We start from the raw sequence: 26,077 nt of genomic DNA, 5'->3' as shown, positions 1-26,077 counted from the left end.
TCGGCGCGCGGCAAATGCCCGGCTGACGAAAGGTGCCGGGGGTAAACTTTGGTATGGCCGCGTCAATGCTGAAGATGGTTCTGTCCGTTGCGACTACGTTTGCCCTGGTTGTGCTCGGGGGAGCGCCGGCGACGGCGGGGCCGCCGCGGCCTTCCGATCCCGTGGGCATTGACGTTTCGTGGCCGCAGTGCGGCAAGACGCTCCCCTCCGGACTCGCCTTCGCAATTGTCGGCGTCAACAACGGCCTCGCGAACACCACGAATCCCTGCCTTCAGGCGCAGCTGGACTGGGCCGAACTGACCATCAAGTATCCTCAGGCCACCTCCCAGCCGCGGGTGGCCCTCTACGTGAACACCGCCAATCCCGGGCTGGCCGGTTCCTGGTGGCCGTCGTCCAATTTCTACTCGGGAACCGTAGTGGACAACCCGTACGGGAAGTGCGAGGGCAAGAATGACAAGGCCTGCGCCTACATGTACGGCTACGCGAAAGCGTACGACGACGCCGTGCTGCGTGGCGTGGACAACCCCGAGGACTACTTCTGGTGGCTGGACGTGGAGACGGAAAACAGCTGGCAGCCGGACAAGGAAGCCAACCGGGCTGACCTGGAAGGCATGACCGACTACTTCGAAAGCATCGGCGCCGACGTTGGGATCTACTCCACGGGCTACCAGTGGGGCCAGATCGCCGGCACCGTGCCTTCCGGCAGCAGCCTTGCCGGGCTTCCCAGCTGGCTCGCCGGTGCCCGCACGTTGAACGGCGCAAAGTCGAACTGCGCGCTGCCGGGGCTCACGCCGGGCAGCCGCGTGGCGCTGACGCAGTACGTCTCCAGCGGCCTCGACTACAACTTCGCCTGCAAATAACGCTTAGCTCTCGCGGCTTAGCGCTGTTTCTGGCGTGAACAGTGTGACAGAAGTGCACCGGTGGGTCTCGAGCACCTCGGTGACAAAGCAGGTACTCCTTATACAAAACAGGTACAGAAGTAGCCAAAGTCGAGTGGAATCTACTGGTGTTCTGCCGCGCCTGGCCCCCTAGCATCGGGACTACCCTTTGCGGCCAACGATGACCGCAAATCCCATTTCTCACCCCGGGGGTCTTCATGCAACAGGCATCCACCACGTCCGTCTTCGCCCGTCGGCTGGCCGCCGCCGTCGTCCTGCCCGGTGTGCTCACCAGTATGCTGGTGCTGGTCCCGGCCGCCCATGCGGCCAACGACACGGCCAGCATCTGCAACGGAGTGGTGAACCAGCTTGCCCACCGCGGCACCGTGCAGGAGAACCTGCTCAAGGCCGCGGCCCGCAAGAACGCGGTGTTGATCGCATCCCTGCAGGCCGAGCGTGCAGCGCTGCAGACCAAGGCAGACGGCCTGATGGCGGAGATCGCCTCGGCGGAGAATGCGATTGCCGCGCTCAGCGCGGAGCAGCAGCAGCTGACCTCGGACATGGACTCGGCAGCCACCGAACTGGCCGGGCTTAAGGTCGCCCAGGCCAATGTTCTCCAGTCGGTTGCCGATGCCGAGAAGGTGCTGGCCGGACTCGAAGCGGAGAAAGCCACCACCGAAGCGCAACTCACGCCGCTGCAGGAAGAGCTCGGCGTTGCCCAGGCCGCTGCCGCCCTGCTGGACAAACAGAGGGCAGGCCTCGAAGCCCAGGAAGCCGCGAAAAGGAGCGAGATCAGCGCGGCAGAGGGCGAACTGCCGGCACTCCAGGCCGCTGCAAACGCGGCCGCTGACGCTCTCGCCGGCAAGAACACTGAAATCGTGACGGCACAGGGCGAACTAACTGGCCTGACGGGTGCCGCGGAACAGGCGGCGGCGGCTGCAGCCACAGCCGCCCAGGTAGTTGCTGATGCGGAGACCGACCTGACGCGGCTTGAAGGTGCTGGGGAGACCGCCCAGGCGCAATTGGAGGCCCAGCAGGCGAAAGTCGCTGAGGCAAAAGCCACCCTCGCTACCCGGCAGTCCATAGCCCAATCAGCGGCGGATGCTGTAGTCGCCAAGAACGCTGAGATCGTCACGGCGCAGGGCGAACTCGCGGCCCTGCAAACAGCCGCCAGCCAGGCCGCGGATTCCCTGGCCGCCAAGAACGCTGAGATCGTCACGGCGCAGGATGAGCTGACCACGCTGAAGGCGAATGCGGCCGCAGCTGCCTCGGCGCTCGCCGCCAAAACGAACAACATCGCTGCACTCAATGCGGAAATCGTGTCGTTGCAGGGGCAGATTGCGGCAAAGAACATCTTGATTACGGCCAAACAGGCGCAGCTCACGCAGGCCAACGCGGACCTTGCGGGATTGCAAGCACGCCAGACGTTCCTAGTTAATGAGATCGCCACGCTCAGTGCGATCAACGGCAACAAGGATGGACTGAAGTTTGCGCGCGAGGCCCAGATAGCTGAATACCAGGCCGAGCTGACCGCTGTGAACGGCCAGATCACCACGAAGAATGCCCAGATTTCCGGGTACCAAGGTGACCTGACTACCTTGCAGAATTCGGTCAGCACGCTCAACGCCCAGCTCCTGGCCAAGCAGCAGGAAAGCAGCGCCCTGCAGCAGCAGGCGGCGCCGCTGCAGGATGCCGTGACCGCAGCGAACACTGCGGTGGCCGCGAAGGAGGGCGATATCGCTGCCCTGAAGGCACAGGTTCCGGCGCTCCAGGCTGCGGTAAGCGACGCCAATACGGCCGTCGCCGCCAAGCAGGGCGAGCTGACCCTTCTTCAGGGGCAGCTGCCCGCGCTCCAAGGTGCCGCAGCCGCGGCCGCAGCGGACGTAGCTACCCAGAAGGCGGTGGTGGCGGACCTTGAGACTGCACTTCCGGGGCTGGCCGACGGTGTGGCTGAAGCTCAGGCCGCGATAGCGGAACAGAAGACCGTGCTGGGTGATCTGGAGGCCAAGCTGGCGGCAGCGAATGAAGCCCTTGCTGCCGCAAATGCTGCAGTCGAGGCCAAAACGGCAGAGGTCATGGGGCTGCAAAACGAGCTGCCGGCCTTGCAGTCCGCCGTGGACAGCGCCAACGCATCGGTTTCCATCAAACAGGGTGAGATTGCGTCGCTGAACGGGGAGCTGGACACTCTGGTTGCCCAGCTGGCCGTACTCAACGCACAGATCGCAGAAAAGGAAGCTGACGTTCTGCGCCTGCAGACCCAGGTGGCTCCGCTGCTGGACCAGCTGAATAAGCTCAACGGCGACATCAGCGCCACCGAGGCTCAGCTCAAGACGCTCCAGGCACAGCTGACGGCACTGGACCAGCAGGTCACGTCCGCCTCGAATGAGCTCAACTCCCTACAGGCGAAGAAAGGTGTGAAACAGGCCGATGTCGCTGCGAAAAAAGCAGTTGTCAAGTCCCTACAGGACCAGCTCGGCAGCGTGCAGGGCCAGATCGCTGCCATCGACGGACAAATATTGGTAGGCGGTTGCGTGGTCCCAACGGCGATAAAGTAGCACAAGCGAGCTAAAAAGGAGCGGGGTTGCCGGAGATGGCCGCCCCGCTTCGGCGTGTCCGGCGCCACGGCCAAATCCAGAAATATCCGGGCCCCAGGCGTCGTTGTCGCCAGTGTGCCTGTTCCGCTACCGGAACGGACCGCGACCCGCTCCGCTATGAAAGGCCGGCTCCTCCGTGACTGTTCCGCTTTCCATCCTTGACCTGGCCACCATCGCGAAGGGCCAAACAGCGGCCGAGAGCTTCGCCGGCAGCGTGGCCATGGCGCAGCGGGCAGAAGAACTGGGCTACCGCCGGGTCTGGTACGCGGAGCACCACAACATGTCCTCCATCGCGTCCTCGGCCACGAGCGTGCTGATCGCCCACATCGCCGCCAACACCAGCAGCATCAGGCTGGGTGCCGGCGGCGTGATGTTACCCAACCACTCCCCGCTGACCATCGCAGAGCAGTTCGGTACGCTGGAGACGCTGCATCCGGGCCGGATCGACCTTGGCCTGGGCCGCGCACCGGGCAGTGACCAGAACACCATGCGCGCACTGCGCCGCGACCCGACGTCGGCCGACAGCTTCCCGCAGGATGTCCTGGAACTGCAGGGCTACCTGACCGGCCCTACCCGCATCCAGGGTGTGGAAGCGACACCCGGCAAGGGCACCAACGTGCCGCTGTACATTCTGGGGTCCTCGCTTTTTGGGGCCCGCCTGGCAGCGCAGCTCGGGCTGCCATACGCCTTCGCCTCGCACTTCGCACCCAACGCCCTGCAGGACGCCGTGGCCGTCTATCGCCGCGAATTCAAGCCCTCGGCCCAGCTCGATGCACCGCACGTGATCGCCGGCGTGAATGTGATTGCGGCTGATTCCGCCGCCGAAGCGCAGGAGATGTTCCGGGCCACCAAGCGCGCCCGCGTTTCCCTGTTCTTCGGCAACGGCAAGGTGTTTACCGACGATGAGGCGGACATGATCCTCGATTCGCCGCAAGGCCAGCACGTGGCCCAAATGATGAAGTATTCGGCGATCGGCACTCCGGACGTGGTGATGGAATACCTCGACGAGTTCACGGCCCATGCTGACGCGGACGAGCTGATCGTGGCCCATCAGAGCAACGGAACCGAAGCACGCCTGCGGTCCGTCGAGCTGCTGGCCGCGGCTGCCGGGATGGCCAAGGTCTAGGCGGGGCATGCCGGCTGCTGGTGTGGCAGAACGGCCCGGATGATACCGATGTGACAATAACTGCCCGCACGGAGTCTAATAAGTGCATGACTGATGAGCCGGACGTACGCCGTGCCCTGGTCATTGAGGACGATGAAGACATCCGCGGCCTGCTGGTCCATATCCTGACCAAGCAAGGATTCCAGGTCTCCTCAGCCTCATCGGGGCGGGCCGGCATTGAGCTGATGCTGCGCGACGGTGCGGAACTGGTCACGCTGGACCTGAACCTGCCCGACATCGACGGCGTGGAGGTCTGCCGCGAACTGCGCCGCTTCTCCGACGCCTACATCCTGATGATCACCGCCCGCGGCGAGGAACTGGATCGCCTCGCGGGCCTCGACACCGGGGCGGACGACTACCTGACCAAGCCCTTCAGCCCCCGCGAACTGGCGTCCCGGATCACTGCCCTGTTCCGCCGGCCCCGCGCCAGCGCCGTCCATGAGGCGGCAGTGCAGGACGAGCTGCGCCGGGCCGTCGAGGTCCAGCGCAGCCTGTTGCCTGCAGAAGGACTGTCCCTCGACGGGTTCGACATCGCAGGATCGTTCCGGCCTTCCCGCAACGTCGGCGGCGACTTCTTCGACTGGTACCCGAACGACGGCGGCCTGCAGCTGACACTGGCGGACGCCATGGGCAAGGGCATGGGGGCCGCCCTGATCGCGGCCACCGTCCGCGCCGTCATGCGCTCCGTCGCCCACAGATCGCCGCTTGGTGAGGCCTTCAAATCAGCCGGGCGGATCCTCGAAGCCGATCTGGAACAGTCCGCGTCCTTCGTCACGCTGTTCCACGCCCGGCTCGCCGCCTCCACCGGAGTCCTGAACTATGTGGATGCCGGCCACGGACTGGCGCTGCACATCAAGGCGGACGGCAGTTCCTCGCGGCTGCTCACCGGCGGGCCTCCGGTCGGAGCCTGGCCAGGCCAGGAGTGGGATGCGCACCAGGTTTCGCTGGACCCCGGCGATTCGCTGGCTGTGGTCAGCGACGGCCTGCTGGACGTCTACCCCGACATCGAGGTCCTGACGGCGGTGGTGGCGGGAACGGTTTCCGCCAGCGCCAGCGCCCAGGCTGCCTGCGACGCTGTCCTTGAGCTGGCCTCCGGCCGGGACGTTTCCGACGACGCCACTGTCGTGGTCCTGAAGCGGGCGCGGTAGCAGCCTGCCCGCTGCCACCCGGCTCAAACAGACGGTGCGCACACACGTTACATTCCCGCAATGACAGGGATATTCTGGTGTAACGACGGCACAGGAAACTGGGGGTATGTCCCTCGCCGGACTTTCTCACGCATTATTGGGGATTATCCGAAGGACGTCGCCTGTGCCTACTCCGCTAAACCAGACCGTGGCCGATTCCGCCCTCCTGACCCGGTCCCTGCCGCTGGGCCTGCTCCGCGCCTTTGTGCAATCGGACGCCGCCGACGACGGCCTCACGCCGCACCTGCTTGCCGAACTCAAAATCCTGGCCCGGACCCCCGGGCTGCTGGTGGCCTGTAACTACGGCGGCACCCTCTGTGATGCGGAGGGCATCTCCACTGAAACCCTGCCGCTGGGCAGCGCCGCGATCGCCCTCCGTGCCCTGGCCGCCCTGCCCAACACCCACGCCGCCGTCATCTCCGGCAGGTCGCTGCGGGACCTGGCGGCCGTGTCCCGGCTCCCGGCCGAGGTGCACCTGGTGGGATCCCACGGCGCGGAATTCGACATGGGCTTCGCCCACGGCCTCTCCCTGGCCACCGAATCCGTCCTCCAGCAGGCAAGCCAGGCCCTTGTCGAAGCCATCGGCGCCTACAAGGGGATCAGCATCGAACGGAAGCCGGTGGCGGTATCCGTGCACACGCGTCCTGCATCGCCCGCGATCATCGCGAAGGTGCTGGAGAAGGCTGAGGAAGTTGCCCGCGCCCACGGCCTGTTCTACATTGTTGACGGCTCCGTGCTGGACCTCTCGGTGGTGGAACCGTCCAAGGCCGATGCCCTCGAACATCTCCGCGCCCGCCTGGGCGTAAGTGCCGCCCTCTACGCCGGTGATGCCTCCAGCGACGAGCTGGCCATGGCCACGCTCCGCGGCCCGGACATGGGCATCAAGGTGGGGGAAGGCCCATCGGCCGCGGCCCACCGGCTGCGGGATCCCGAGTCCTTCGCCCGGGTCCTGGCCATCCTGTTTGAACTGCGGCGGGCGTGGCTTTTCGGGGAGGATGCCGTCGGCCTGGAGCGCCACTCCATGATCGGCAACGGATCGTCCACAGCCCTGATCACCCCGGAAGCCAAGGTGTGCTGGATGAGCCATCCGCTGCCGGACTCGGGGTCCCTGTTCGCCCATATCCTGGGCGGCGACGCCGCCGGCCACTTCTCGGTGGAACCGGTCAAGGCCTCCCAGGTGCTGGGCCAGCGCTACGTGGACAGCACCATGATCGTGGAGACCCGCTGGGCTGACGTCACGGTGACCGACTACCTCGAACCTGCCCCCGACGGGATCACCAGCCTGGTCCGGGTGCTCTCCGGTAGCGGCGCGGCGAGGATAGTCTTCGCGCCCCGGCCCGATTACGCCAACGCCCCGTTCAGCATGGAGGCCCGGGGCGAGGAACTGCATGTGGTGGGCACCTCCGATCCCATCATCCTGCTGGCTCCCGGCGTGAGCTTCTCCATTACCTCGGACGGCCGCCATGCCACGGCCACCGGCGACGTGAACCTGCGGAACGGGCCCGTGGTGCTCAACCTGCGCTGCGGTGATACCGATCCGAGCCACGCCGACGTGAGCGGCGAGACAGAGCGCCGTGCCGCCGTCGCCCATCACTCCCGGCGGTGGGTCCAGGAGCTGGCGCTGCCGGGCGTGAAGCCGTCGCTGGTGCGCCGCTCGGCGCTGGTGCTCCGTTCGCTGGTGCACGAGCCCACCGGTGCCGTGCTCGCGGCGCCCACTACATCGCTGCCGGAAGGAATCGGCGGCACCCGGAACTGGGACTACCGCTACTGCTGGCTGCGGGACGGCTCCATGACGGTCAATGCGCTGGTGGACCTGGGCTCCACCGCGGAAGCGTACGGGTTCCTCAGGTGGCTGGGGCGGATCCTGGACAATGCACCCGGCCCGGAGTGGCTGCACCCGCTGTACTCGGTCACGGGAGCGCCGCTGTCCACGGAAGCCATCATCGAAAGCCTGCCCGGCTATGCGGGATCCCGACCTGTCCGGATCGGCAACGCCGCGGACCACCAGGTTCAGCTGGACGTGTTCGGGCCTATCGCCGAACTTATCTCCGCGGTGAGCGAACGCGAGGGCACACTGGAGGATTCGCACTGGGAGCTGATGGTCCAGATGGCTTCCGCGGTGTTGGCCCGCTGGCATGAAGCCGATCATGGAATCTGGGAAGCGCGCCGGGCGCCGCGGCACCACGTGTACACCAAGGTCATGTGCTGGGTAACGCTGGACCGGGCGCTGCGCACCGCGGCCCGGCACGGCAGGGCACCGGAACCGGCCTGGGCGCCCACCGCTGCGACCATCCGCGAGGAAGTCCTCCGCGAGGGCTGGGACGACGGCGCGGCGTCCTACACGGTGGCCTATGACAGCCCCGACCTGGACGCGGCGGTGCTGCACATCGGACTGTCCGGCCTGCTGGATGTGAACGACCAGCGGTTCTTGGACACCGTTACCGCCGTGGAGCGGGAGCTTCGCGTGGGATCCACTGTTTTCCGGTACAGGTACGACGACGGTCTGCCGGGCCTGGAGGGCGGCTTCCACATCTGTACTACCTGGCTGATTGAGGCCTATGTGGCGGTGGGCCGGATCGAGGAGGCGTGGGACCTGTTCGACCAGCTGGTGAACCTGTTCGGCCCCACCGGCCTGCTGCCCGAGGAGTACGACCCCGGTACCGAAACCCATCTGGGCAACCACCCGCAGGCGTACTCCCACCTCGGCTTCATCCGCTGCGCCCGGCTCCTTGACCAGCACCAGAAGAACTAGGTGAGGAGCAGGGCCACGCCGATCATCGCCGGTACAGCCACAACGGTGGTGATCAGCACGGTGTCCTTGGCCACGGTCAGGCCGGTCTGGTAACGGCTCGCCGCGACGAAAACATTCTGGGCGGTGGGCAGCGCGGACGTCACCACCACGGCGAACAGGGCCTGCCCTTCCATGCCGAGCATCCGTGCGAAAACGAAGGCAATGGCCGGGTGGATCACGAGTTTGAACGCGCTGGCCAGAAGGGTGTCCACGCGGCGGCCGGCGGCTGCCTTCAGGGGCCTGGCGCCGTTAAGGCTCATGCCAAACGCGATCAGCATGGCCGGGATGGCCGCTCCGCCGATCAGGTGGATGGGCTGCAAGACCAGTTCCGGCAGTTGCCATCCCGTTCCGGCCACCACCAGTCCGAGCGCGGAACCTACGATCATCGGGTTCTTGAGGATCATGAGTGCGAAACGGGCAGGCGTGGTCCGGTGCGCGCTGGTGGTGGCGTCCAGCGCCATCAGGAAGAGCGGCGTAAAGAACGCCAGCTGGAAGATCAGCAGCGGCGCCACATAACTGGCGTCGCCGAGGACGTACACGGCAATGGGGATGCCCAGGTTGGCGGAGTTCGCCAGTGACGCGCTCATGGAGGACATCAGGGATTCGGGTACCGTGCGTTTCAGCAGGAACCGGACGATTACAAAGAAGAGTGCAGCAGTGACCATCGCACCGACGGCGGTGACCAACAGGGGAGCTGCGAAGATATCGTGGAGCTTGGCCTTGCTGAGGGTCTCGAACAGAAGTGCCGGGCTCGCCACGAAAAAGGTCAGTGCGCTGAGAACGGAACGGGCGTTCTCGCCAAGCACGTTCCGGCGGCCCACGAACATGCCGACCAGGATGATGGACCATACCACGAAGAAGCCCGCGAGAACGCCTAGCACCCGAATGTCCCTGGATGTGCCTCTGTCAGGGTCCCTGAACCTGTGCCTGACAGGGCAGGCGGGCGGGGGTTAGCGTTCACCATCCCAGCCTAATCAGATTTAATCGGGCTGAAGCCTGAGTGTGGGCATGATCTCGGTATCCGGACGGGCGGGGCTCAAGCCGGAGGTGTTGCCGGATCGGTCGCTGTGGTGCTGGGCGGCTCGGTCGGTGCCGGCGGGTGCCGGCGGGTGCTGCGCCGGCCGGCGGACTAGTTCAGGGCGGAGTTGTTCAAAGCGAACGGCGGCCGCATGAGCCCGCGGGTGTGGCCTTCGGCGGGATCGTTGCCGATCTGGACAATCTTGTTGTCCTTATCCACATGGACAACCTTCGGAGTGTAGGCCTGGGCCTCTTCCGTGGTCATTTCCGCGTAGGTGATCAGGATAACGATGTCATGTTCGTGCATCAGGTGCGCCGCCGCGCCGTTGATGCCGATAACACCGGAACCGCGCTCGCCGGCAATGGTGTATGTCTCCAGGCGGGCACCGTTGGTGACGTCGACGATCGCCACGAGCTCTCCCGGGAGAATGTCCGCGGCCTCGAGCAGGTCCAGGTCAACGGTGACCGACCCCACGTAGTGCAGATCGGCATGCGTGACAGTGGCCCGGTGAATTTTGGACTTAAACATTGTGCGATTCATAACGTGATCAGTCTAACGCCCGGTGCAATTCCGCGCTGTGACGTAGGGAACTCCCCGCCGATGCGTGGGCCGCCTCCGATAATGCCCGGGATCAGGCGGGTTTGGCCTCAGGGGGGACAGGCCCCGCCGGCGCAATCGAGTCGGCGGTCATGGCCAGGACTTCCCGGGCGGCAAGGATGGCGGGCCGCTTGACGCTGGACCGCCGCACGGAGGTGAAGACGGTCCGGTGCGGATTGCCCGGCAGGAGCAGCAGCTCGGCCGACGTTTCCCTGCCGGTCCAGACCAGGTCGGGCATCAGGCCCACGGCGTTGCCGGACTCGATCAACCGGATCTGCGCCTGCAGGTCGGCCGTTTCATACCGGACGTCGGGCTCAAAGCCCGCGCTCCGGCATGCCTGCTCGGCCCAGTGCCGGGACGCCGCACCCCTGGGCTCCATCACCCACGCGAGGTCTGCGGTGTCCTCAAGCGAGCTGATGGGCGCCAGGCCCATGTCCCGTCCGGGAATGGCCAGCCGGATGGCATCGCTGGTCAGCCTGATGCGGTCCAGCTCCGCGTACCGGGGCGCGGCGTGGCCGGGATACTGCTCCGCGATCACCAGGTCAAAGTCCCGGGCCCACGTTTCATGCAGTGCTGTTTCCGGCTCCCGCTGGACCATTTCGATCCGCACCTCGGGGTAGCTGGATGCCATGCGTGTGAGCGTGCCCGGCATCAGGGCCAGGGCTGCGGACTGGAACACGGCGATCCGGACCGTGCCGGAAACGGTGGTCAGCGAGGCGGCCAAGTCCGCCTCGGCCTGCTCCAGCGTCTCGAGCAGGTGGGCCGTGTGCGCCACCAGGACTTCGGCCTGTGGCGTCAGCTGGACCCGGCGCCCCGTCTTGCGCAGCAGCTGGACCCCGGCTTCCTTTTCCAGAAGCGCCAGCTGCTGGGAGACGGACGAAGGGCTGTACTGGAGGGCGTCCGCCACCTCAGCCAGCGTTCCCCGGATCTTGAGTTCACGGAGCAGCCTCAACCGCCGGACGTCGAGCATGGCCGTTCCTTCGCTAACTCTAATCAATATTGATTAGGAGAATTCACTTTATCTAATGCAATTGGCCTTGCATACTGATCGGGTGAGTTACCCCCGTCACAGACCCGCGCCAGGGCACCGCGATGGGGCCGCACCCCAAGCAGGAGTTCCTGATGAGCACAAAAGACATGACCCAGTCGATCATGCGGCGAAAGCCGATTGACGACATTGAAGTGGAAAATCAACACAGCGGACTATTTAAATCCCTGGGCCTCTGGCAACTGACGGCCATCGGCGTCGGCGGCATCATCGGCGTCGGCATCTTTTCGCTGGCCGGCCTCGTCGCCCACGGCAGCGACACTGAACCGGGCGTCGGCCCGGCAGTTCTGTTCTCCTTCCTTATTGCCGGCCTGGCTTCTGCTGCCGCTGCGCTGTCCTACGCGGAGTTTGCCGGAATGATCCCACGCGCGGGGTCCGCGTATACCTACGGCTATGTGGCCCTCGGTGAGGTAATCGGCTGGTTCATCGGCTGGGACCTCCTTTTGGAATACATTGCCATCGTGGCTGTTGTAGCCATCGGTATTTCCGGTTACTTCGACGCTTTCCTCTCCGGTATCGGTATACACATGCCCGTTTGGATGACCTCGACACCGGACGAAGGCACCGGCGGCATCGTCAACATTCCGGCTATCGTGGTCTGCCTCATCGTGACCTGGATCCTGTCCCGCGGCACCAAGACTTTCGGACGCTTCGAGCTCGTCGCCGTGGCCATCAAGGTGGTCCTGATCCTTTTCATCATCGGACTGGGCATCTTCTACATCAACGCCGACAACTACAACCCCTTCATGCCGAGCGGGATCGGCCCGGTCTTCGCCGGTGCGGCCACCGTGTTCTTCGCGGTGTTTGGCTATGACGCCATGAGTACGGCGGCTGAGGAGGCGACCGACGGCAAGAAGCACATGCCCAAGGCCATCATCCTTTCCCTGATTATTGCGATGCTGCTTTACGTGGCGGCCACCCTGGTGCTCACCGGCATGCAGAACTACCAGGACATCGACCCGAAGGCCGGCTTCGCGTCCGCCTTCACCGGCGTTGGCCTGCCTATTATTGCCACCATCATTTCCGTGTTCGCTGTGCTTTCCATCCTCACGGTGATGCTTACCTTCCTCCTCGGTGTCACCCGCGTTTGGTTCTCCATGAGCCGCGATGGTCTCCTGCCCGGTTGGTTTGCCGGGACGGACAAGCACGGCACCCCTCAGCGCGTGACCTGGATCGCGGGTATTGCTTCCGCCTTGCTGGCTGGTGTGTTCCCGATCAAGGCTGTCGCCGACCTGACGAACATTGGCATCCTGGCCGCGTTCGTCGTCGTCTGCTTCTCAGTGATCGTTTTCCGCTATAAGAAGCCCGATGCGCCCCGCACCTTCCGCCTCCCGCTGATGCCTTTTATCCCCGCTTTCGGTGTCCTGGCCTCGGCCTTCCTGATGTTCCAGCTGCACTGGGAGACCTGGGCGCGCTTCGGAGTCTGGCTTGTCATCGGCCTGGTCATTTACTTCGGCTATGGCCGAAGGCACTCGCTGATGAACCCGGACAGTCCCCGCCATGCAGAGGTAGTGGAGATGCACCGCCCGGTCGGGTAGCCTCCCAACCCTCTCTCACTTCCTGCAACAAAAAACCGGACGCTCTCGCAGGTCCGGTGCCATCCCAACGAACCCTCTCTCACTCCGGTGGGAGGGGGTTCGTTCGTGTGCCGCGCGAAGCGAGAGGGTCCGCCCGAAGGCGACGGAAACTGAGAGAGCATCCGCCGGAAAAGGGCCAAAAGCGAGGGAGCGTTCCGGAATGGATCAGGGCTCCGGGCGCCGGATCTTGCAGCAGCTTGAAGCATTGGTTTTTCTAATCTGTATTGCTCAGAAAACGTCGCTTTATCTTAACTGACCGGAGGTTCATACTGATGGAAAGAAGGTCCTCACCAACGGAAAGAACGAGTGTTAGATATGACCAACATTTCAACGGAGCCCAGTGTCCTCACCGGAAAAAGGGCCGCCGCACCAGCCGCAGCAGCCGCTTCCGAAGTGCTCGTTGCCCAGGCCCTTGCCGGGGAAACAATCGGGCTGGTGCGCCACTGGTTGACGGAGGCCGCGAAGGTTCCCGTGGACGCCTCCGCTGAACAGCTCGCAGGCGTCCTGAAGGACCCCAACGGGCTCGACTTCACCGTGGGCTTTGTGGACGGCGTGGTCCGCCCTGAAGACCTCCACGTGGCCGCCCGCAACCTCGCTGCCCTGGCCCCGAAGGTTCCCGCGTTCCTTCCCTGGTACATGCGCAGCGCTGTCCAGCTGGGCGGCACCATGGCCCCTGTCCTGCCGCAAGTTGTCATCCCAATTGCCCGCAAGGTGCTCCGTGAAATGGTGGGCCACCTCATCGTCGATGCCACCGATGCCAAGCTGGGCCCGGCCATCGCGAAGATCCGCAAGGACGGCATCAAGCTCAACGTCAACCTCCTCGGGGAAGCCGTTCTGGGCGAGCACGAGGCCTCCCGGCGGCTCGAAGGAACCCACACCCTGCTGGCCCGCCCGGACGTGGACTACGTCTCCATCAAGGTCTCCTCAACCGTCGCCCCGCACTCCGCCTGGGCGTTTGACGAGGCAGTGGAACACGTCGTGGAGAAGCTCACTCCGCTGTTCGCCCGTGCGGCCTCCTTTGCCGGCGCCGGACAAAAGGCCAAGTTCATCAACCTCGACATGGAGGAATACAAGGACCTGGACATGACCATTGCGGTCTTCACCCGGATCCTGGACAAGCCGGAGTTCAAGAACCTCGAGGCCGGCATCGTGCTCCAGGCCTACCTGCCGGACGCCCTTTCCGCCATGATCCGCCTGCAGGACTGGGCTGCTGAACGCCGCGCAAACGGTGGTGCCGCGATCAAGGTCCGCGTGGTCAAGGGCGCCAACCTGCCGATGGAACACGTGGAATCCTCGCTGCACGACTGGCCGCTGGCCACCTGGAACACCAAGCAGGACTCCGACACCAACTACAAGCGCGTCATCAACTACTCGCTGCACCCGGACCGGATCAGGAACATCCGGATCGGCGTGGCCGGCCACAACCTCTTCGACATCGCCTTCGCGTGGCTGCTCGCCAAGCAGCGCGGCGTGGAATCCGGCATCGAGTTCGAGATGCTGCTTGGCATGGCGCAGGGACAGGCCGAGGCCGTCAAGAAGGACGTCGGCTCGCTCCTGCTCTACACACCCGTGGTGCACCCCGCCGAGTTCGACGTCGCCATCGCCTACCTGATCCGCCGCCTCGAAGAGGGTGCCAGCCAGGACAACTTCATGTCCGCCGTCTTCGAGCTGAGCGAAAACGAAGCGCTCTTCGAGCGTGAGAAGCAGCGCTTCCTCGCCTCGCTGGCAGAGCTCGACGACGAGGTTCCGTCCGCCAACCGCCAGCAGAACCGCAGCCTCCCGGCCGAGCCGATGCCGCGCGACTCCTTCGAGAACACCCCGGACACGGACCCGTCCCTGCCGGCCAACCGCGACTGGGGCCGCGCCATCCTGCAGCGCGTTCCGTTCTCCACGCTGGGCAACGACTCCGTGGAAGCAGCCACCATCACGGACGCAGAAACACTCAACACGGTGATCGCCACTGCCGTCGAGAAGGGCAAAGCCTGGGGCGCCCTCAGCGGTGCCGAGCGCGCCGCCGTGCTGCACCGTGCCGGCGACATCCTTGAGGCCCGCAGGGCTGACCTGCTCGAGGTTATGGCCAGCGAGACCGGCAAGACCATCGATCAGGGTGATCCCGAGGTCAGCGAAGCTGTTGACTTCGCCCACTACTACGCCGAATCCGCGCGCAAGCTCGACGACGTCGACGGCGCCACGTTCGTGCCCGCGAAGCTCACCGTGGTGACCCCGCCGTGGAACTTCCCGGTGGCCATCCCCGCCGGCTCCACCCTCGCGGCGCTCGCCGCGGGCTCCGCCGTCGTCATCAAGCCTGCCAAACAGGCACGTCGCAGCGGTGCCGTGATGATCGAAGCCCTGTGGGAAGCCGGCGTGCCCCGCGACGTGCTCACCATGGTCCAGCTGGGCGAGCGTGAGCTCGGCCAGCAGCTGATCTCGCACCCCGCCGTGGACCGCGTGATCCTGACCGGCGGCTACGAGACCGCCGAACTGTTCCGCTCTTTCCGCAAGGACCTGCCGCTGCTGGCCGAAACCAGCGGCAAGAACGCCATCATCGTCACGCCCAGTGCAGACCTTGACCTCGCCGCCAAGGACGTTGCCTACTCCGCGTTCGGCCACGCCGGGCAGAAGTGCTCCGCCGCCTCACTGGTGATCCTGGTGGGCTCCGTCGCCACGTCCAAGCGGTTCCACAACCAGCTCATTGACGCCGTCACCTCCCTCAAGGTGGGCTACCCGGAGGACCCCACCAGCCAGATGGGTCCGATCATCGAACCCGCCAACGGCAAGCTCCTGAACGCCCTCACCACCCTGGGCCAAGGCGAAAACTGGGCTGTTGAACCGCGCCAGCTGGACGAGACCGGCCGGCTCTGGAGCCCGGGAGTTCGCTACGGCGTGCGCCGCGGATCGTACTTCCACCTCACCGAGTTCTTCGGTCCGGTGCTCGGCGTTATGACGGCCGACACCCTGGAGGACGCCATCGCCATCCAGAACCAGGTGGAGTACGGCCTGACCGCAGGCCTGCACTCGCTGAGCACGGAGGAAGTGGGGCTCTGGCTGGACACCATCCAGGCGGGCAACCTCTACGTCAACCGCGGCATCACAGGCGCCATTGTGCAGCGCCAGCCGTTCGGCGGCTGGAAGAAGTCCGCAGTGGGTGCCGGAACGAAGGCTGGCGGGCCCAACTACCTCGCCGGCCTCGGCGACTGGGTCAGCAAGGCCAGCACGGCCGGTGACGCCGACGGCAACCCCCGGACAGCCGTGACCAACCCGGGTGTCCGTCGCCTGGTGGGTGCCGCGAAGGCTGCACTGGACGCCACGGAATTCGAAACGCTGCAGCGTGCACTGGCCTCTGACGCCCTCGCCTGGGCCGACGAGTTCGGCATCGCCAAGGATGTCTCCGGGCTGAGCGCCGAGCGGAACATCTTCCGCTATCGCTCCCTTCCGGTGACGGTCCGGCTCTCCGCGGGTGAACCTGTCGCAGCCCTGGTCAGGACAGTGGCCGCCGGCGTCCTCGCCGGTTCGGCACTGACGGTGTCCTCCGCCGTCGAGCTTCCGGCCCCGCTGCAGGCAGCGCTCGCCGCGCTGGACATCACCGTCACTGTGGAGGACGACGCCGCCTGGCTGGCCTCCGCTGCGAGGCTCGCTGACGCGGGGAAGCTTTCCGGCGGACGTATCCGGCTCCTTGGCGGGGACGCATCGGCGCTGGCCGAAGCCACCGGGGGCCGGCCGGATCTGGCCATCTACGCCCACCCGGTCACCGAAGCCGGCCGCGTGGAGCTCCTGCCGTTCCTGCACGAACAGGCCGTCAGCATCACCGCCCACCGCTTCGGGACGCCCAACCACCTCTCGGACGGCCTGATCTAAGCTGCCTCGGCGCCCCGGCACCTGCCCGGCACCTCGCCCGTTGCCCCGGGTGAGGTGCCGGAACCCGGGCGAGATGCGGGCAAATGGCAAAAAAATCGCCGCCGGCAGGCACCCTCGGGTGCCTGCCGGCGGCGATTCGTTTTAGTGGATTCGTAGTGTCTTCGTAAGTGTCAGGTTACTGCCAGCGCCAGGGAACTGCGGCTAGCCCAAATACCAGCCGGGCGGCACCCACGAGGCTGGGACCGAGTGTGCCGAGAAATCTTCGCAGCCGGTGCAGAAGTACGTGACTTCGCCTGGCTTCCGGAGGCTGCCGTCGTGCCGGTACTTGGCCGGAACGAAGGTCTCCAAGTAAATAAACTCATCCGTGCCGCACCGTTCGCAGTAGGGGCTACCCACAAACTCGGTATCCACCAGGGTGGCGGCGGGGTGCGGTTCGCGCTGAGTGACTAAGTCAGCGTGTGCGCTTGAATCATGATGTGCTGGCGTGTTGCGGTGCGTCCCGACCGCCAGCGGGCGTACCGTTTTAAGGGAGTGGGCGGAATTTGAGACTGTAAGATGCGGGTGGTTCGTGGTTGGCGTCATCGCGTGCCTATCCCGAACTTTGTCCGTCTGGCGGCCCCCAAGGCAGCGGCGGCGGACACGGTTCGTCATCGAATCGTTGTCATTGGCTTCTGCATAACCTTTAACAGAATTCAAGCATAAATTACGCACGTAATTTCTTCAATCACTTACGTGCATTAACCACTTGCGCTCTGGAAAGTGCCTACCTACTTAAGTGCGTTTTGTGCCCTTACCCGAACAGTATTAGGTCCTAGGCTGAGCGCTTTAGCGTGCGCCCCACGATCGCCTGGGTGAGCGCCTCAATCACCTCGGCGTTGGCCAGCGGGTTGCGGATCAGGGTGAAGTCAACATCGCCCACCGGCGGCAGGTCGAAGCGGCGGGTGATGATTTTGAGGTCCTCTGGGACCAACGAGGACGGCATCACGGCAACGCCGATTCCTGCCCGGACAGCGGCCAGCACACCGCTGATCTGCCGGGTGGTGCAGGTGATGCGCCACGTCCGGCCCCGGGATTCGAGCGCGTCGATGGCAAGCTTCCTGCTGAGGCTGGGCGAGGGATAGGCGATCAGCGGAACCGGATCCCCCGGTTCCAATGCCGTCTGCTCCAAGCCCACCCAGGCAAATGCATCGTGCTGGACCACCGTGCCGTCCTTGGCTCCGGCAACCCATTTCACAAACACGAGGTCCAGTTGGCCGGCATTTAGTTTCTTATAAAGCTGGTCGCTTTGACCCACCGTGAGTTCCAGGTTGATTTGGGGGTAGATCTGGCGAAACTCCCGGAGAATGCGGGGGAGGCCGGTTATTGCGAGGTCGTCCGCTGTCCCGAAGCGCAGCCGGCCGCGCATGGCGGACCCGGAGAAATACCGGGAGGCGGCATCGTGGGCTGCCAGGATGGTCCGGGCAAAACCTGCCATGGCGTCACCGTTGTCCGTCAGCCGGACGTCCCGTGTGTCACGGGCAATCAGAACCCGCTTCGCCGCGGCCTCGAGCTTGCGCACGTGCTGGCTGACGGTGGGCTGGGCCAGCCCGAGCCGCTCGGCGGCCTTGGTGAAGCTGAGGGTTTCGGCCACTGCCAGGAAAGACCGGAGCTGGGCGGGTTCAAACATGGCACTCCTGAATGGCAGGCGGCGGGCGAAGTGCAGGACCGCGGTGGCCGCCGCACGGCGCCTCCATCGGCAGTATTGCGCTTCGTAATGTTAGTTATAGGAACAATACGCTTTCATAATCACTTCAGGCCACCCTAGCGTGGAGGTATCCCGCACACCCCACCTTTTGAGGATCACCTGTGGCTCCCCCTCCGCCTTCCACGGCAACCGTCAGCCAGCCCGTCATCGATTCCGCCGCCGCCGCCGATGCCCCGTCCCCGCAGCCAACGCACCCACTCCAGCCGTCCCAGACTGCGCCGCCGCGGCCTGGCACCGCCACCCAGCCGATCGACGTCGTCACTGAACGGCTTCCGTGGCGCCAAACGTTCATTTCCCTCAGCGTCCCCAACTTCCGCATCTTCGCCATCGGGCATTTCATTGCGGTGGTGGCCCTTTGGATGCAACGGATCGCCCAGGACTGGCTGGTGCTGCAGCTTTCCGGCTCGGTCACCGCCGTCGGCATCACCGTGGCGCTGCAGTTCATGCCGTCCCTCGTGCTGGGGCCGTGGGGCGGAATGGTGGCGGACAGGTTCCCCAAACGGAAGATCCTGATCCTTTGCCAGGCCGTGGCCGCGGTCCTTGCGGCTGCCCTCGCCGTCCTCGCGCTGAGCCAGCGCATTGACGTGTGGCACGTCTACTCCATCGCCCTTGTCCTGGGACTTGTCACCGTCCTGGACCAGCCGGCCCGCCAGGTGTTCGTCAACGAACTCGTCGGCCCCACGTACCTGCGCAACGCCATCAGCGTGAACTCCACAACGTTCCAGCTGGGCGGACTGCTCGGCCCCGCACTGGCAGGTCTTTTGCTGACGGCGGTGGGTGCCGGCTGGGCCTTCGCCGCAAACGCCGTGGCCTGCTGCTCAACCGTGGCCATGCTGCTCCTCCTGCGCAAAGACCGGCTGTTCATCAGTGCGCCGGCTCCAAAGCGCAAGGGAATGCTCCGGGAGGGACTGCGGTACGCCCTCAGTAAGCCCACCATTTACTGGCCGTGGCTGATGGCCGGGTTCATCTCCGTGTTCGCCATGAGCCTGCCGGTGCTCCTGGCAGCCTTCGCGGACCACGTGTACGACGTCGGCGCCGGAGGCTATGGCATGCTGAACGCCCTTGTTGCGCTTGGTGCCCTCGCCGGGGCCGTTGCGTCCACACGCCGCCGGCACCTGCGGCTGCGCTCAGTGGTCCTGGGTGCCGGAATGTACGGGCTGATGCTCTGCTTGGCGGCGCTGGCACCGTCCATGGTGTGGTTCGGAGCGGCCATGGTGCTCTCCGGGTTCTGGTGCCTGATGTTCCTGACCGCCTCGAACCAGCTGGTGCAGATCAGCTCCAACATGGGCATCCGCGGACGTGTCATGAGCCTGTACATCATGGTGCTCATCGGCGGCCAGGCCATCGGGGGTCCGATGATCGGCTGGATTGCCGAGCACCTGGACCCGCACACCGCCATCCTGGTCTCCGGAGGGGTACCGGCCCTGGCGGCGGTGACTGTCGCCGTCGTACTGGCCCGGCAAGGCGAGCTGACCCTCAAAGTGGACCTCAGGGACCGGCGCCGCGTACTCCGGATCGTCAGGCGAACGGCGAAGGAGGCGGCGCGCCGGCCATCAGAACCGGCGCACCAGCCGTCGGCTAAGCGTCCAGAGGGGAGTGCGGGTACTCCGCCCGCCGCTGCTGGAACTGCAGCACGTCCTTGTTAAGGATTTCGCCGCCGCGGATTTCGATGGCACGGGCGATCGTCTCGTTTCCGTCCCATGCTTCGGGGCCGGAAATGACGGTCTCCAGGAAAGGAAGCAGCGCCTCGCTGATCTCCCAGCTGGACGAGTTCCACAGGTAGGACGGACTGTGGTCCACCGCGTAGTAATCGATGTGCTCGCCCACCGTGAGCATGGGCTCCGCGAAGGTGGTGGTCTTTGCCCAGCTGAAGCCCATTCCCTCATCGCAGGAAACGTCCACGATCAGGCTGCCGGGACGGAAGGCGCCAAGGTCCTCTTCGCGCAGGTACGTCAGCGGGGAGTTGGGGTCCTGGAGGGTGCAGTTGACCACTATGTCGCTTTCGGCGAGGAACGGTGCCAGTGGAACCCTGCCGCGTTCGGTGATCACCTGGCTGAGGAACGGCGCCTTGTCGTCGTGGTCGAACTGGGCGATCCGCACCGAATGAATGGGCGAGCCGACGGCGGCCACGCCCCGGTTGGTCAGCACCTGGACGTCGTGGATGCCATGGGCATTCAGTGCCGTGACGGCACCGCGGGCGGTGGCGCCGAAACCGATGACGACGGCGGTGAGCCGCCGGCCGTAATCGCCCGTGGAACCGGTGAGAGCAAGAGCGTGAAGGACGGAGCAATAACCGGCCAGCTCGTTGTTCTTATGGAACACATGGAGGCCGAAGCCGCCGTCGCTGGCCCAGTGGTTCATGGCCTCGAAGGCAATCAGCGTGAGCTTCTTGTCGATGGCCAGCTGCGTGACGGCGCGGTCCTGGACGCAGTGCGGCCAGCCCCAGAGGACCTGTCCGTCGCGGAGTTCGGCAAGGTCTTCGGGCTGCGGCTTGGGCAGCAGGACGACGTCGGCGTCGGCAATGACCTGGTCCCGGCCGGCAATCCGACCCACCAGGGAGGCAAGGTGGCTGTCCGAGACGCCGAACCGTTCACCGTACCCCTGCTCGAGGATGATCTGTTGCCGCAGTTCCGGTGCGATGCGGTCCAGGTGAAGGGGGTGGAGCGGGAGCCTGCGTTCGTCGGGCTTTCGCGTGCTGGCCAGGACTCCGAGGGTGAGGTGGTTCGTTGAACCCGTCACTTCTTTTTGGGGCTCGCTGCCTTGGCCGCGGTTCCCTTGTCGAGGGAGCTGGGCGGCGCTGCCGCGGCCCTCTTGTCGGCGCGTTTTTCCTTGATGGACTTGCCGGATTTTGCGGATGCTGCTTGACGCGGGGACTTGTCAGCCATGATTGCTCCTGTAGCGGAACCGAAGGGGTTCCTGACTTCTGACCATACAGGTAGCCGCCTAATGCCCGGGGGGCACGCAAGAGCGCGCAGCGCCGGGCGGTGCTGGGAGGCTGGGGATGAAGGGCGCCGTTTCACTGGCGCCGCTAACCTCACGGTAAGAGCTGGAGCGGCTGACGGGAATCGAACCCGCGTATCAAGCTTGGGAAGCTAGCGCTCTACCATTGAGCTACAGCCGCATGGGGACTGACCAGCAAGGTGGTCCATAGTCCCGGTTGCGTCAACCGGATTTACTTTACCCCAGCCGTGGGCTGTCCCCGAACAGGAACACCGGAAACCTTGGCCCACCTTTTTGTAACTGTTCGGTTCATTCGATAACTGTTCGGTTAAGGCACGGCGCAGGCGGCTCCGGAGGGCTCAGTCCTGAATATCCTGAAGGTGTTAGCTGCAGTATCAGGGGAACGGGTGGCTACGTCAGTAAGCTGTCCGACAATCAAGGGATCCCCGTGGCATTTGCAGAGTACGAGGTCGTCGTTGAACGCGATGCCATGACCGTGTACCAATTCCTGCAGGACGGGCTGAATCTTCCCTCGTGGCGGGAAGGAATCCGGAGCATTGAACTGCGGTCCGGCGCCGTGGGCGCCAACGGCGCCGTTTACCAGCAGACCTTAACCGGCCCGGCGGGGCGCCCCATAGCGGCGGACTTCCAAATAACCCAGCTACGGCCGGGCGCGGAGATCCAATTCGAAGTGGTTGCCGGGCCCGCCCGCCCGCACGGCGGCTACTACCTGAGCACCGAGGGGACAAACACCCGGGTCCGGTTCGCGCTCGAATTCCGGCCCAAGGGGCTGGCCGGGCTGATGGACTTCATGATCCAACGGACCATGAAGGCGGAAGTCGCCCAGCTGGAACGCCTCAAGGCCGTGCTTGAAGCCCGGCCGAGCGAGGAGCACTAACGCAAGGCAGTGGCCCCCGGCACTGGCTGCAGGGCCGCTACTGCGCGGCGCTTATTGCGCCAGGCGCTGCCCGGCCCACGCGCCCGTGATGGTCGACGGCGACAACAGCGCACCGGTGCTGAGGTCCCAGTACTGGACGACGTCGCCGGCGCGCCGGAGTGCCAGACCCGTTGAGTTCAGGCCTGTGACATCCTGCAGCGAGCGGATGGCCGTGACGTCTGCCCAGCCGCTGGCCACCACCTTGCGGGTTTCGGCCCGTGGTCCCGGTGCACCTGAGCCGCGGTAGAGGCGGACGTTGCCGTCCGTCTGGCGCGCCAGCAGATCCTGGAAGCCGTCGCCGTCATAATCCACCATGGCCAGCCGGTTGGCTGACACGCCCGATGCCATCAGGGTCCGGGTCACCAAGTCACCTTTTCCCCGGTTCGGGTAGAGCCAGAGATTCCCGGAGCCGTCCAGTGCCACCAGTTGGGGGAGCCGGTTGTTGGCGCACCAGCCCCCCAGCGCCAGGGTCATTCCGGCCCACCCGGACTGGCCCAGCGTCACGGCGGGGAGGAAGCCGCCGGTGACCGCTCCGGCGTGCAACGTGACACGCCCGTCAGTCCATTGGACCAGGACGTCGAAAACGCCGTCACGCTCCCAGTCCGTGACGAAGATTTCCTGGGCGGAACCAAACCCGGTCCCGATAACCTGCTGTGCTCCGAATTGCCGGTTCCCCAACGAGGGGCGGTTGAGCAGCTGGCCCGAGGAGTTCACCGAGACAAGGTCGCCCGGGCCCTTGATGGCCGCCGATGCCAGGTCCGCCGTCGGGGGCATGTGCCGCACCAGCGGATCACAGACGGTGGCAGGCTGCGCCGGCGGTTCGCTGCTGCCGCCCGGGCTGTTGACGGTTCCGGCCGGGAGCGTGCCGTATCCGAAGAAGTTCACCACGCCCCACATGGTGTATCGGTTGGGTGTGGTCTGCCAGTTGCCGTCCGTAAAAGTGATGCCGACGCCGATCACGTTGAACCGGGGGTCTTTGAGGATCGCGTTATGGGCCGGCGAGCCCTTCCACCACTCCACGAGCTGTGCGGCGTCGCGGTCCCAGCGGACCGCGATGACTTCCCCTGCGCCGTTGGTGGGACTGAGCGCGCGGGAATCGGTCCAGAAGTTCGAGCGGTGTTCGATCACTTCCCGCGAGGCGATGCTGTTGGACCACTCCTGGGCCAAGCCGGCCACCGTGGCATGGTACTTCACGGCGGGGAGGCCGAATGATGCCCGGTAGCTGTTGATGGCGTTGAAGACGGTTTTGATCTGCGATGACGCGTCGTCCCTGACCAGGGCTTCAGTGGTGAGGGATTCCGACTGGAGCGCCTCCGTGCTTGCGGTGGGCGCCTGCGGGTTCTGTGACGGAGCCGTCGCCAGCGCGGCGAGGTCCGCGTCCGTGGCGGACAGCGGCGGAATGGACGCCGGCTCTGGTGCGGAGTCCGGCGCTGGCGTGGAAGCAGTCGCCGGCTCGGATGAGGGTTGGGGTGTTGTGGATGTGGTGCCCGCGGGGGCAACCGTGGGCGCCGCTCCCGAGGTATCGGCAAGCGGGGCGGCGTCGTCGGGGTTCCCGGTCCGGAGGTTTGGGTCCACGGCGGGAGCGAGCCCCGCCGCAGCGGCGGCTTCCGCGCCGTCGTCGTACGTGGCCGGCGGGCCGAGTGCGATGCCAGGCGTGTGCTGCCCCGCTGCGGAGGATGCTGCGGATTCGGGGCTTGAGGAAAATCCCCCCAGCTGGCCGGCAGCAGGCGGGATGAGAGCCAGCGCGCAGATCATGGCCGCCAATGCCCGTGCCGAAATTTTCCTCAAGTCAACCCCAGATCTGTCAGCATCGTCTCCTTGTCGGGAGAAGCGCTGTCACAGCCGCAACATCAGCCTCATCCACTATCGGAGATGACGTTCCTTAACAGCAGCAACAGTAACCCCGGACGGCGGGGTCGGCAATGGTGCGGTATTTTTGAGTGTGCTGATCTCTGACCGCGATATTCGTGCCGAAATTGATTCCCAACGGATTGTCCTGGATCCGTATGACCCGGTGATGGTCCAGCCGTCCTCCGTGGACGTCCGGATCGACAGGTTTTTCCGGCTGTTCGACAACCACAAATACGCGCACATCGATCCCGCCGAGGACCAGCCTGAGCTGACGCGCCTGGTGGAAGTCGACTCCGGGGAACCGTTCATTCTCCACCCCGGCGAATTCGTGCTCGGTTCCACCTACGAGACCGTCACGCTGCCGGACGATATTGCCGCGCGCCTTGAGGGCAAGTCTTCACTGGGCAGGTTGGGGCTGCTGACGCACTCCACTGCAGGGTTCATCGATCCGGGGTTCTCCGGGCACGTCACCCTGGAGCTGTCCAACATGGCCACCCTGCCCATCAAGCTCTGGCCGGGCATGAAGATCGGCCAGCTGTGCTTCTTCAAGCTGAGCTCGGCCGCCGAGTTCCCGTACGGTTCCGGTGAGTACGGCAACCGCTACCAGGGCCAGCGCGGCCCCACCGCCAGCCGTAGCTACCTAAACTTCCACCGCACCGAGATCTGAGGAAGCGTCGCTGATCTGGCGGCGGGATGTGGGAGGGCGTCAGGCGGCGCGGGCGGCTTGGGGTTTCGCCGGGCGCCGTAGCATTTTGACAATCGGTTCCACGTAGCGCGCCGCCAGCGGACCCATGATGGCCATGATGAGGACATAGGCCGTGGCCAGCGCCGCCAAGTCCTCCGGCACCACACCGGAGGCAACCGCCAGGCCGGCGATGACGATCGAGAATTCACCGCGGGCAATGAGCGCCGCTCCGGCACGAAAGCGGCCTGGCAGGGCGATGCCCGCATTCTTGGCCGCCCAAATTCCGGTGACCATCTTGGTGGCGGCCGTCAGGATGGCCAGAAGCAGCGCCCAGCCGATGACGGGCGGGATCGATGCCGGATCCGTATTGAGGCCGAAGACGACAAAAAAGATCGCCGCGAAAAGGTCCCGCAGCGGTTCGAGAATCCGGGTGGCGCTGTGCGCGGTGGCGCCGGAGATGGCAATTCCCAGCATGAACGCACCCACGGCGGCTGAAACCTGCATGGCGGCGGCGAGGCCCGCTACGAGGAGGGCCGCGCCGAGAAGGTTCAGCAGGAAGACCTCGGAGTTTTCGCTGTGCACGGCCTTGGACACATGGTGGCCGTGCCGGAGCGCCACCATGAGCACCACGGTGACCACGGCCAGCGAGATCCCCACGGTTCCCAGGCCCACAAGGAAACTCACGCCGGCCAGTGTGGCGGTAAGGACCGGCAGGTAAATCGCCATTGCCAGATCCTCGAAAACGAGGATGGACAGCACCACGGGTGTCTCGCGGTTACCGATCCGGCCCAGGTCGGTGATGACCTTCGCGGCTATGCCGGAGGACGAGATGTAGGTGACGCCGCCCATCACCATGGCGCCCACGACACCCCAGCCCAGCAGGACAGCCAGGCCTGCGCCCGGAAGGAAGTTCAGCACTAAGTCCAGCACGCCGGCCTTCCACGACCGGCGCAGCCCGGTGACCAACTCGGTGGCCGTATATTCCAATCCGAGCATAAGCAGCAGGAGGATCACGCCGATTTCGCTGGAGAGGTGCGCGAACTCGTGCATTCCCTCCAGCTTGACCAGGCCGCCGGCCCCAAAAAACAGCCCGCCCACCAAATACAAAGGAATGGGGGACATTCCGATCCGCCCGGCCAGCCTGGCCAGCAGGCCAAGGCAGAACACGACGGCCCCCAGTTCGATGAGGGTTAGCGCGAGCGGATCCATA

18 protein-coding genes and 1 tRNA gene are annotated in these 26,077 nt (G+C 65.3%); 10 read left to right on the top strand and 9 right to left on the bottom strand.

Annotated elements, in window-relative coordinates; all coding sequences use genetic code 11:
• Nucleotides 1-65 precede the first annotated feature (65 nt).
• The 5 genes from J2805_RS13455 (at nucleotide 66) to J2805_RS13435 (ending at nucleotide 8,576) form a co-directional block, all read left to right on the top strand.
• Nucleotides 66-860 (top strand): glycoside hydrolase family 25 domain-containing protein, encoded by a 795-nt coding sequence (locus J2805_RS13455; RefSeq protein ID WP_309976957.1) that lies wholly within the window; start codon nucleotides 66-68, stop codon nucleotides 858-860.
• Nucleotides 861-1,096: 236 nt separating this feature from the next.
• Nucleotides 1,097-3,433, top strand: a complete 2,337-nt coding sequence (locus tag J2805_RS13450) for a coiled-coil domain-containing protein (RefSeq protein WP_309976954.1) — start codon at nucleotides 1,097-1,099, stop codon at nucleotides 3,431-3,433.
• A 175-nt stretch (nucleotides 3,434-3,608) separates the two neighbouring features.
• Nucleotides 3,609-4,598, top strand: a complete 990-nt coding sequence (locus J2805_RS13445; protein ID WP_309976952.1) for an LLM class flavin-dependent oxidoreductase — start codon at nucleotides 3,609-3,611, stop codon at nucleotides 4,596-4,598.
• Between the two features lie 86 nt (nucleotides 4,599-4,684).
• Nucleotides 4,685-5,785: a PP2C family protein-serine/threonine phosphatase gene (locus J2805_RS13440; RefSeq protein WP_309976950.1), complete on the top strand. Its 1,101-nt coding sequence runs from the start codon at nucleotides 4,685-4,687 to the stop codon at nucleotides 5,783-5,785.
• 163 nt (nucleotides 5,786-5,948) lie between these two features.
• A complete protein-coding gene (locus J2805_RS13435; RefSeq protein ID WP_309976949.1) occupies nucleotides 5,949-8,576 on the top strand; it encodes a trehalase-like domain-containing protein in 2,628 nt (875 codons plus the stop codon).
• On the opposite strand, the gene J2805_RS13430 is transcribed toward J2805_RS13435, so the two are convergent.
• The 3 genes from J2805_RS13430 to J2805_RS13420 form a co-directional block, all read right to left on the bottom strand.
• On the bottom strand, nucleotides 8,573-9,496 hold the full coding sequence (locus tag J2805_RS13430) for an AEC family transporter (protein ID WP_309976948.1): 924 nt from the start codon (nucleotides 9,494-9,496) through the stop codon (nucleotides 8,573-8,575). The two genes, J2805_RS13435 and J2805_RS13430, sit on opposite strands and share 4 nt — an antisense overlap.
• A 248-nt stretch (nucleotides 9,497-9,744) precedes the next feature.
• Nucleotides 9,745-10,173: an aspartate 1-decarboxylase gene (gene panD, locus J2805_RS13425; protein WP_309976945.1), complete on the bottom strand. Its 429-nt coding sequence runs from the start codon at nucleotides 10,171-10,173 to the stop codon at nucleotides 9,745-9,747.
• 91 nt (nucleotides 10,174-10,264) lie between these two features.
• Nucleotides 10,265-11,200 carry a LysR family transcriptional regulator gene (locus tag J2805_RS13420; RefSeq protein WP_309976943.1) on the bottom strand — a complete coding sequence of 312 codons (936 nt, stop codon included), beginning with the start codon at nucleotides 11,198-11,200 and terminating at the stop codon, nucleotides 10,265-10,267.
• A 152-nt stretch (nucleotides 11,201-11,352) separates the two neighbouring features.
• Between J2805_RS13420 and J2805_RS13415 the strand changes: the two genes are divergently transcribed.
• Nucleotides 11,353-12,816: an amino acid permease gene (locus tag J2805_RS13415; RefSeq protein WP_309976941.1), complete on the top strand. Its 1,464-nt coding sequence runs from the start codon at nucleotides 11,353-11,355 to the stop codon at nucleotides 12,814-12,816.
• Between the two features lie 354 nt (nucleotides 12,817-13,170).
• Nucleotides 13,171-16,710, top strand: coding sequence for a bifunctional proline dehydrogenase/L-glutamate gamma-semialdehyde dehydrogenase (locus tag J2805_RS13410; protein ID WP_309976939.1), 3,540 nt, complete (start codon nucleotides 13,171-13,173; stop codon nucleotides 16,708-16,710).
• A gap of 811 nt (nucleotides 16,711-17,521) precedes the next feature.
• On the opposite strand, the gene J2805_RS13405 is transcribed toward J2805_RS13410, so the two are convergent.
• Complete coding sequence (locus J2805_RS13405; RefSeq protein ID WP_104174811.1) at nucleotides 17,522-18,376, bottom strand: LysR substrate-binding domain-containing protein; 855 nt, start codon at nucleotides 18,374-18,376, stop codon at nucleotides 17,522-17,524.
• Between the two features lie 179 nt (nucleotides 18,377-18,555).
• Between J2805_RS13405 and J2805_RS13400 the strand changes: the two genes are divergently transcribed.
• Nucleotides 18,556-20,100, top strand: a complete 1,545-nt coding sequence (locus J2805_RS13400) for an MFS transporter (protein WP_309976936.1) — start codon at nucleotides 18,556-18,558, stop codon at nucleotides 20,098-20,100.
• Here J2805_RS13400 and J2805_RS13395 read toward each other — a convergent pair.
• From J2805_RS13395 to J2805_RS13385, 3 genes are all read right to left on the bottom strand, one after another.
• Nucleotides 20,033-21,193 (bottom strand): N(5)-(carboxyethyl)ornithine synthase, encoded by a 1,161-nt coding sequence (locus J2805_RS13395; RefSeq protein WP_309976934.1) that lies wholly within the window; start codon nucleotides 21,191-21,193, stop codon nucleotides 20,033-20,035. The two genes, J2805_RS13400 and J2805_RS13395, sit on opposite strands and share 68 nt — an antisense overlap.
• Nucleotides 21,190-21,339, bottom strand: coding sequence for a hypothetical protein (locus J2805_RS13390; protein ID WP_214836371.1), 150 nt, complete (start codon nucleotides 21,337-21,339; stop codon nucleotides 21,190-21,192). Before J2805_RS13390 ends, J2805_RS13395 begins: the two co-directional genes overlap by 4 nt.
• Nucleotides 21,340-21,501: 162 nt before the next feature.
• Nucleotides 21,502-21,575: transfer RNA gene (locus tag J2805_RS13385), tRNA-Gly, on the bottom strand.
• Between the two features lie 267 nt (nucleotides 21,576-21,842).
• On the opposite strand from J2805_RS13385, the gene J2805_RS13380 reads away from it, so the two are divergent.
• The gene (locus tag J2805_RS13380) at nucleotides 21,843-22,292 is read left to right on the top strand and encodes an SRPBCC family protein (RefSeq protein WP_309976931.1); all 450 of its coding nucleotides are present in this window, start codon (nucleotides 21,843-21,845) and stop codon (nucleotides 22,290-22,292) included.
• Between the two features lie 51 nt (nucleotides 22,293-22,343).
• Here J2805_RS13380 and J2805_RS13375 read toward each other — a convergent pair whose 3' ends face one another.
• Nucleotides 22,344-24,119 (bottom strand): CAP domain-containing protein, encoded by a 1,776-nt coding sequence (locus tag J2805_RS13375; protein WP_309976928.1) that lies wholly within the window; start codon nucleotides 24,117-24,119, stop codon nucleotides 22,344-22,346.
• Nucleotides 24,120-24,273: 154 nt separating this feature from the next.
• Here J2805_RS13375 and dcd point away from each other — a divergent pair, with 154 nt between their 5' ends.
• Nucleotides 24,274-24,849, top strand: coding sequence for a dCTP deaminase (gene dcd, locus J2805_RS13370; protein ID WP_309977029.1), 576 nt, complete (start codon nucleotides 24,274-24,276; stop codon nucleotides 24,847-24,849).
• A 39-nt stretch (nucleotides 24,850-24,888) separates the two neighbouring features.
• On the opposite strand, the gene J2805_RS13365 is transcribed toward dcd, so the two are convergent.
• On the bottom strand, nucleotides 24,889-26,076 hold the full coding sequence (locus J2805_RS13365; RefSeq protein WP_309976926.1) for a cation:proton antiporter: 1,188 nt from the start codon (nucleotides 26,074-26,076) through the stop codon (nucleotides 24,889-24,891).
• Nucleotide 26,077 lies beyond the last annotated feature (1 nt).

It is taken from the genome of Arthrobacter oryzae, assembly GCF_031454875.1.
GTDB lineage: Bacteria > Actinomycetota > Actinomycetes > Actinomycetales > Micrococcaceae > Arthrobacter > Arthrobacter oryzae_D.
Note: the sequence above shows the minus strand (reverse complement) of the source record. Positions and strands in the feature narration are given on the sequence as shown.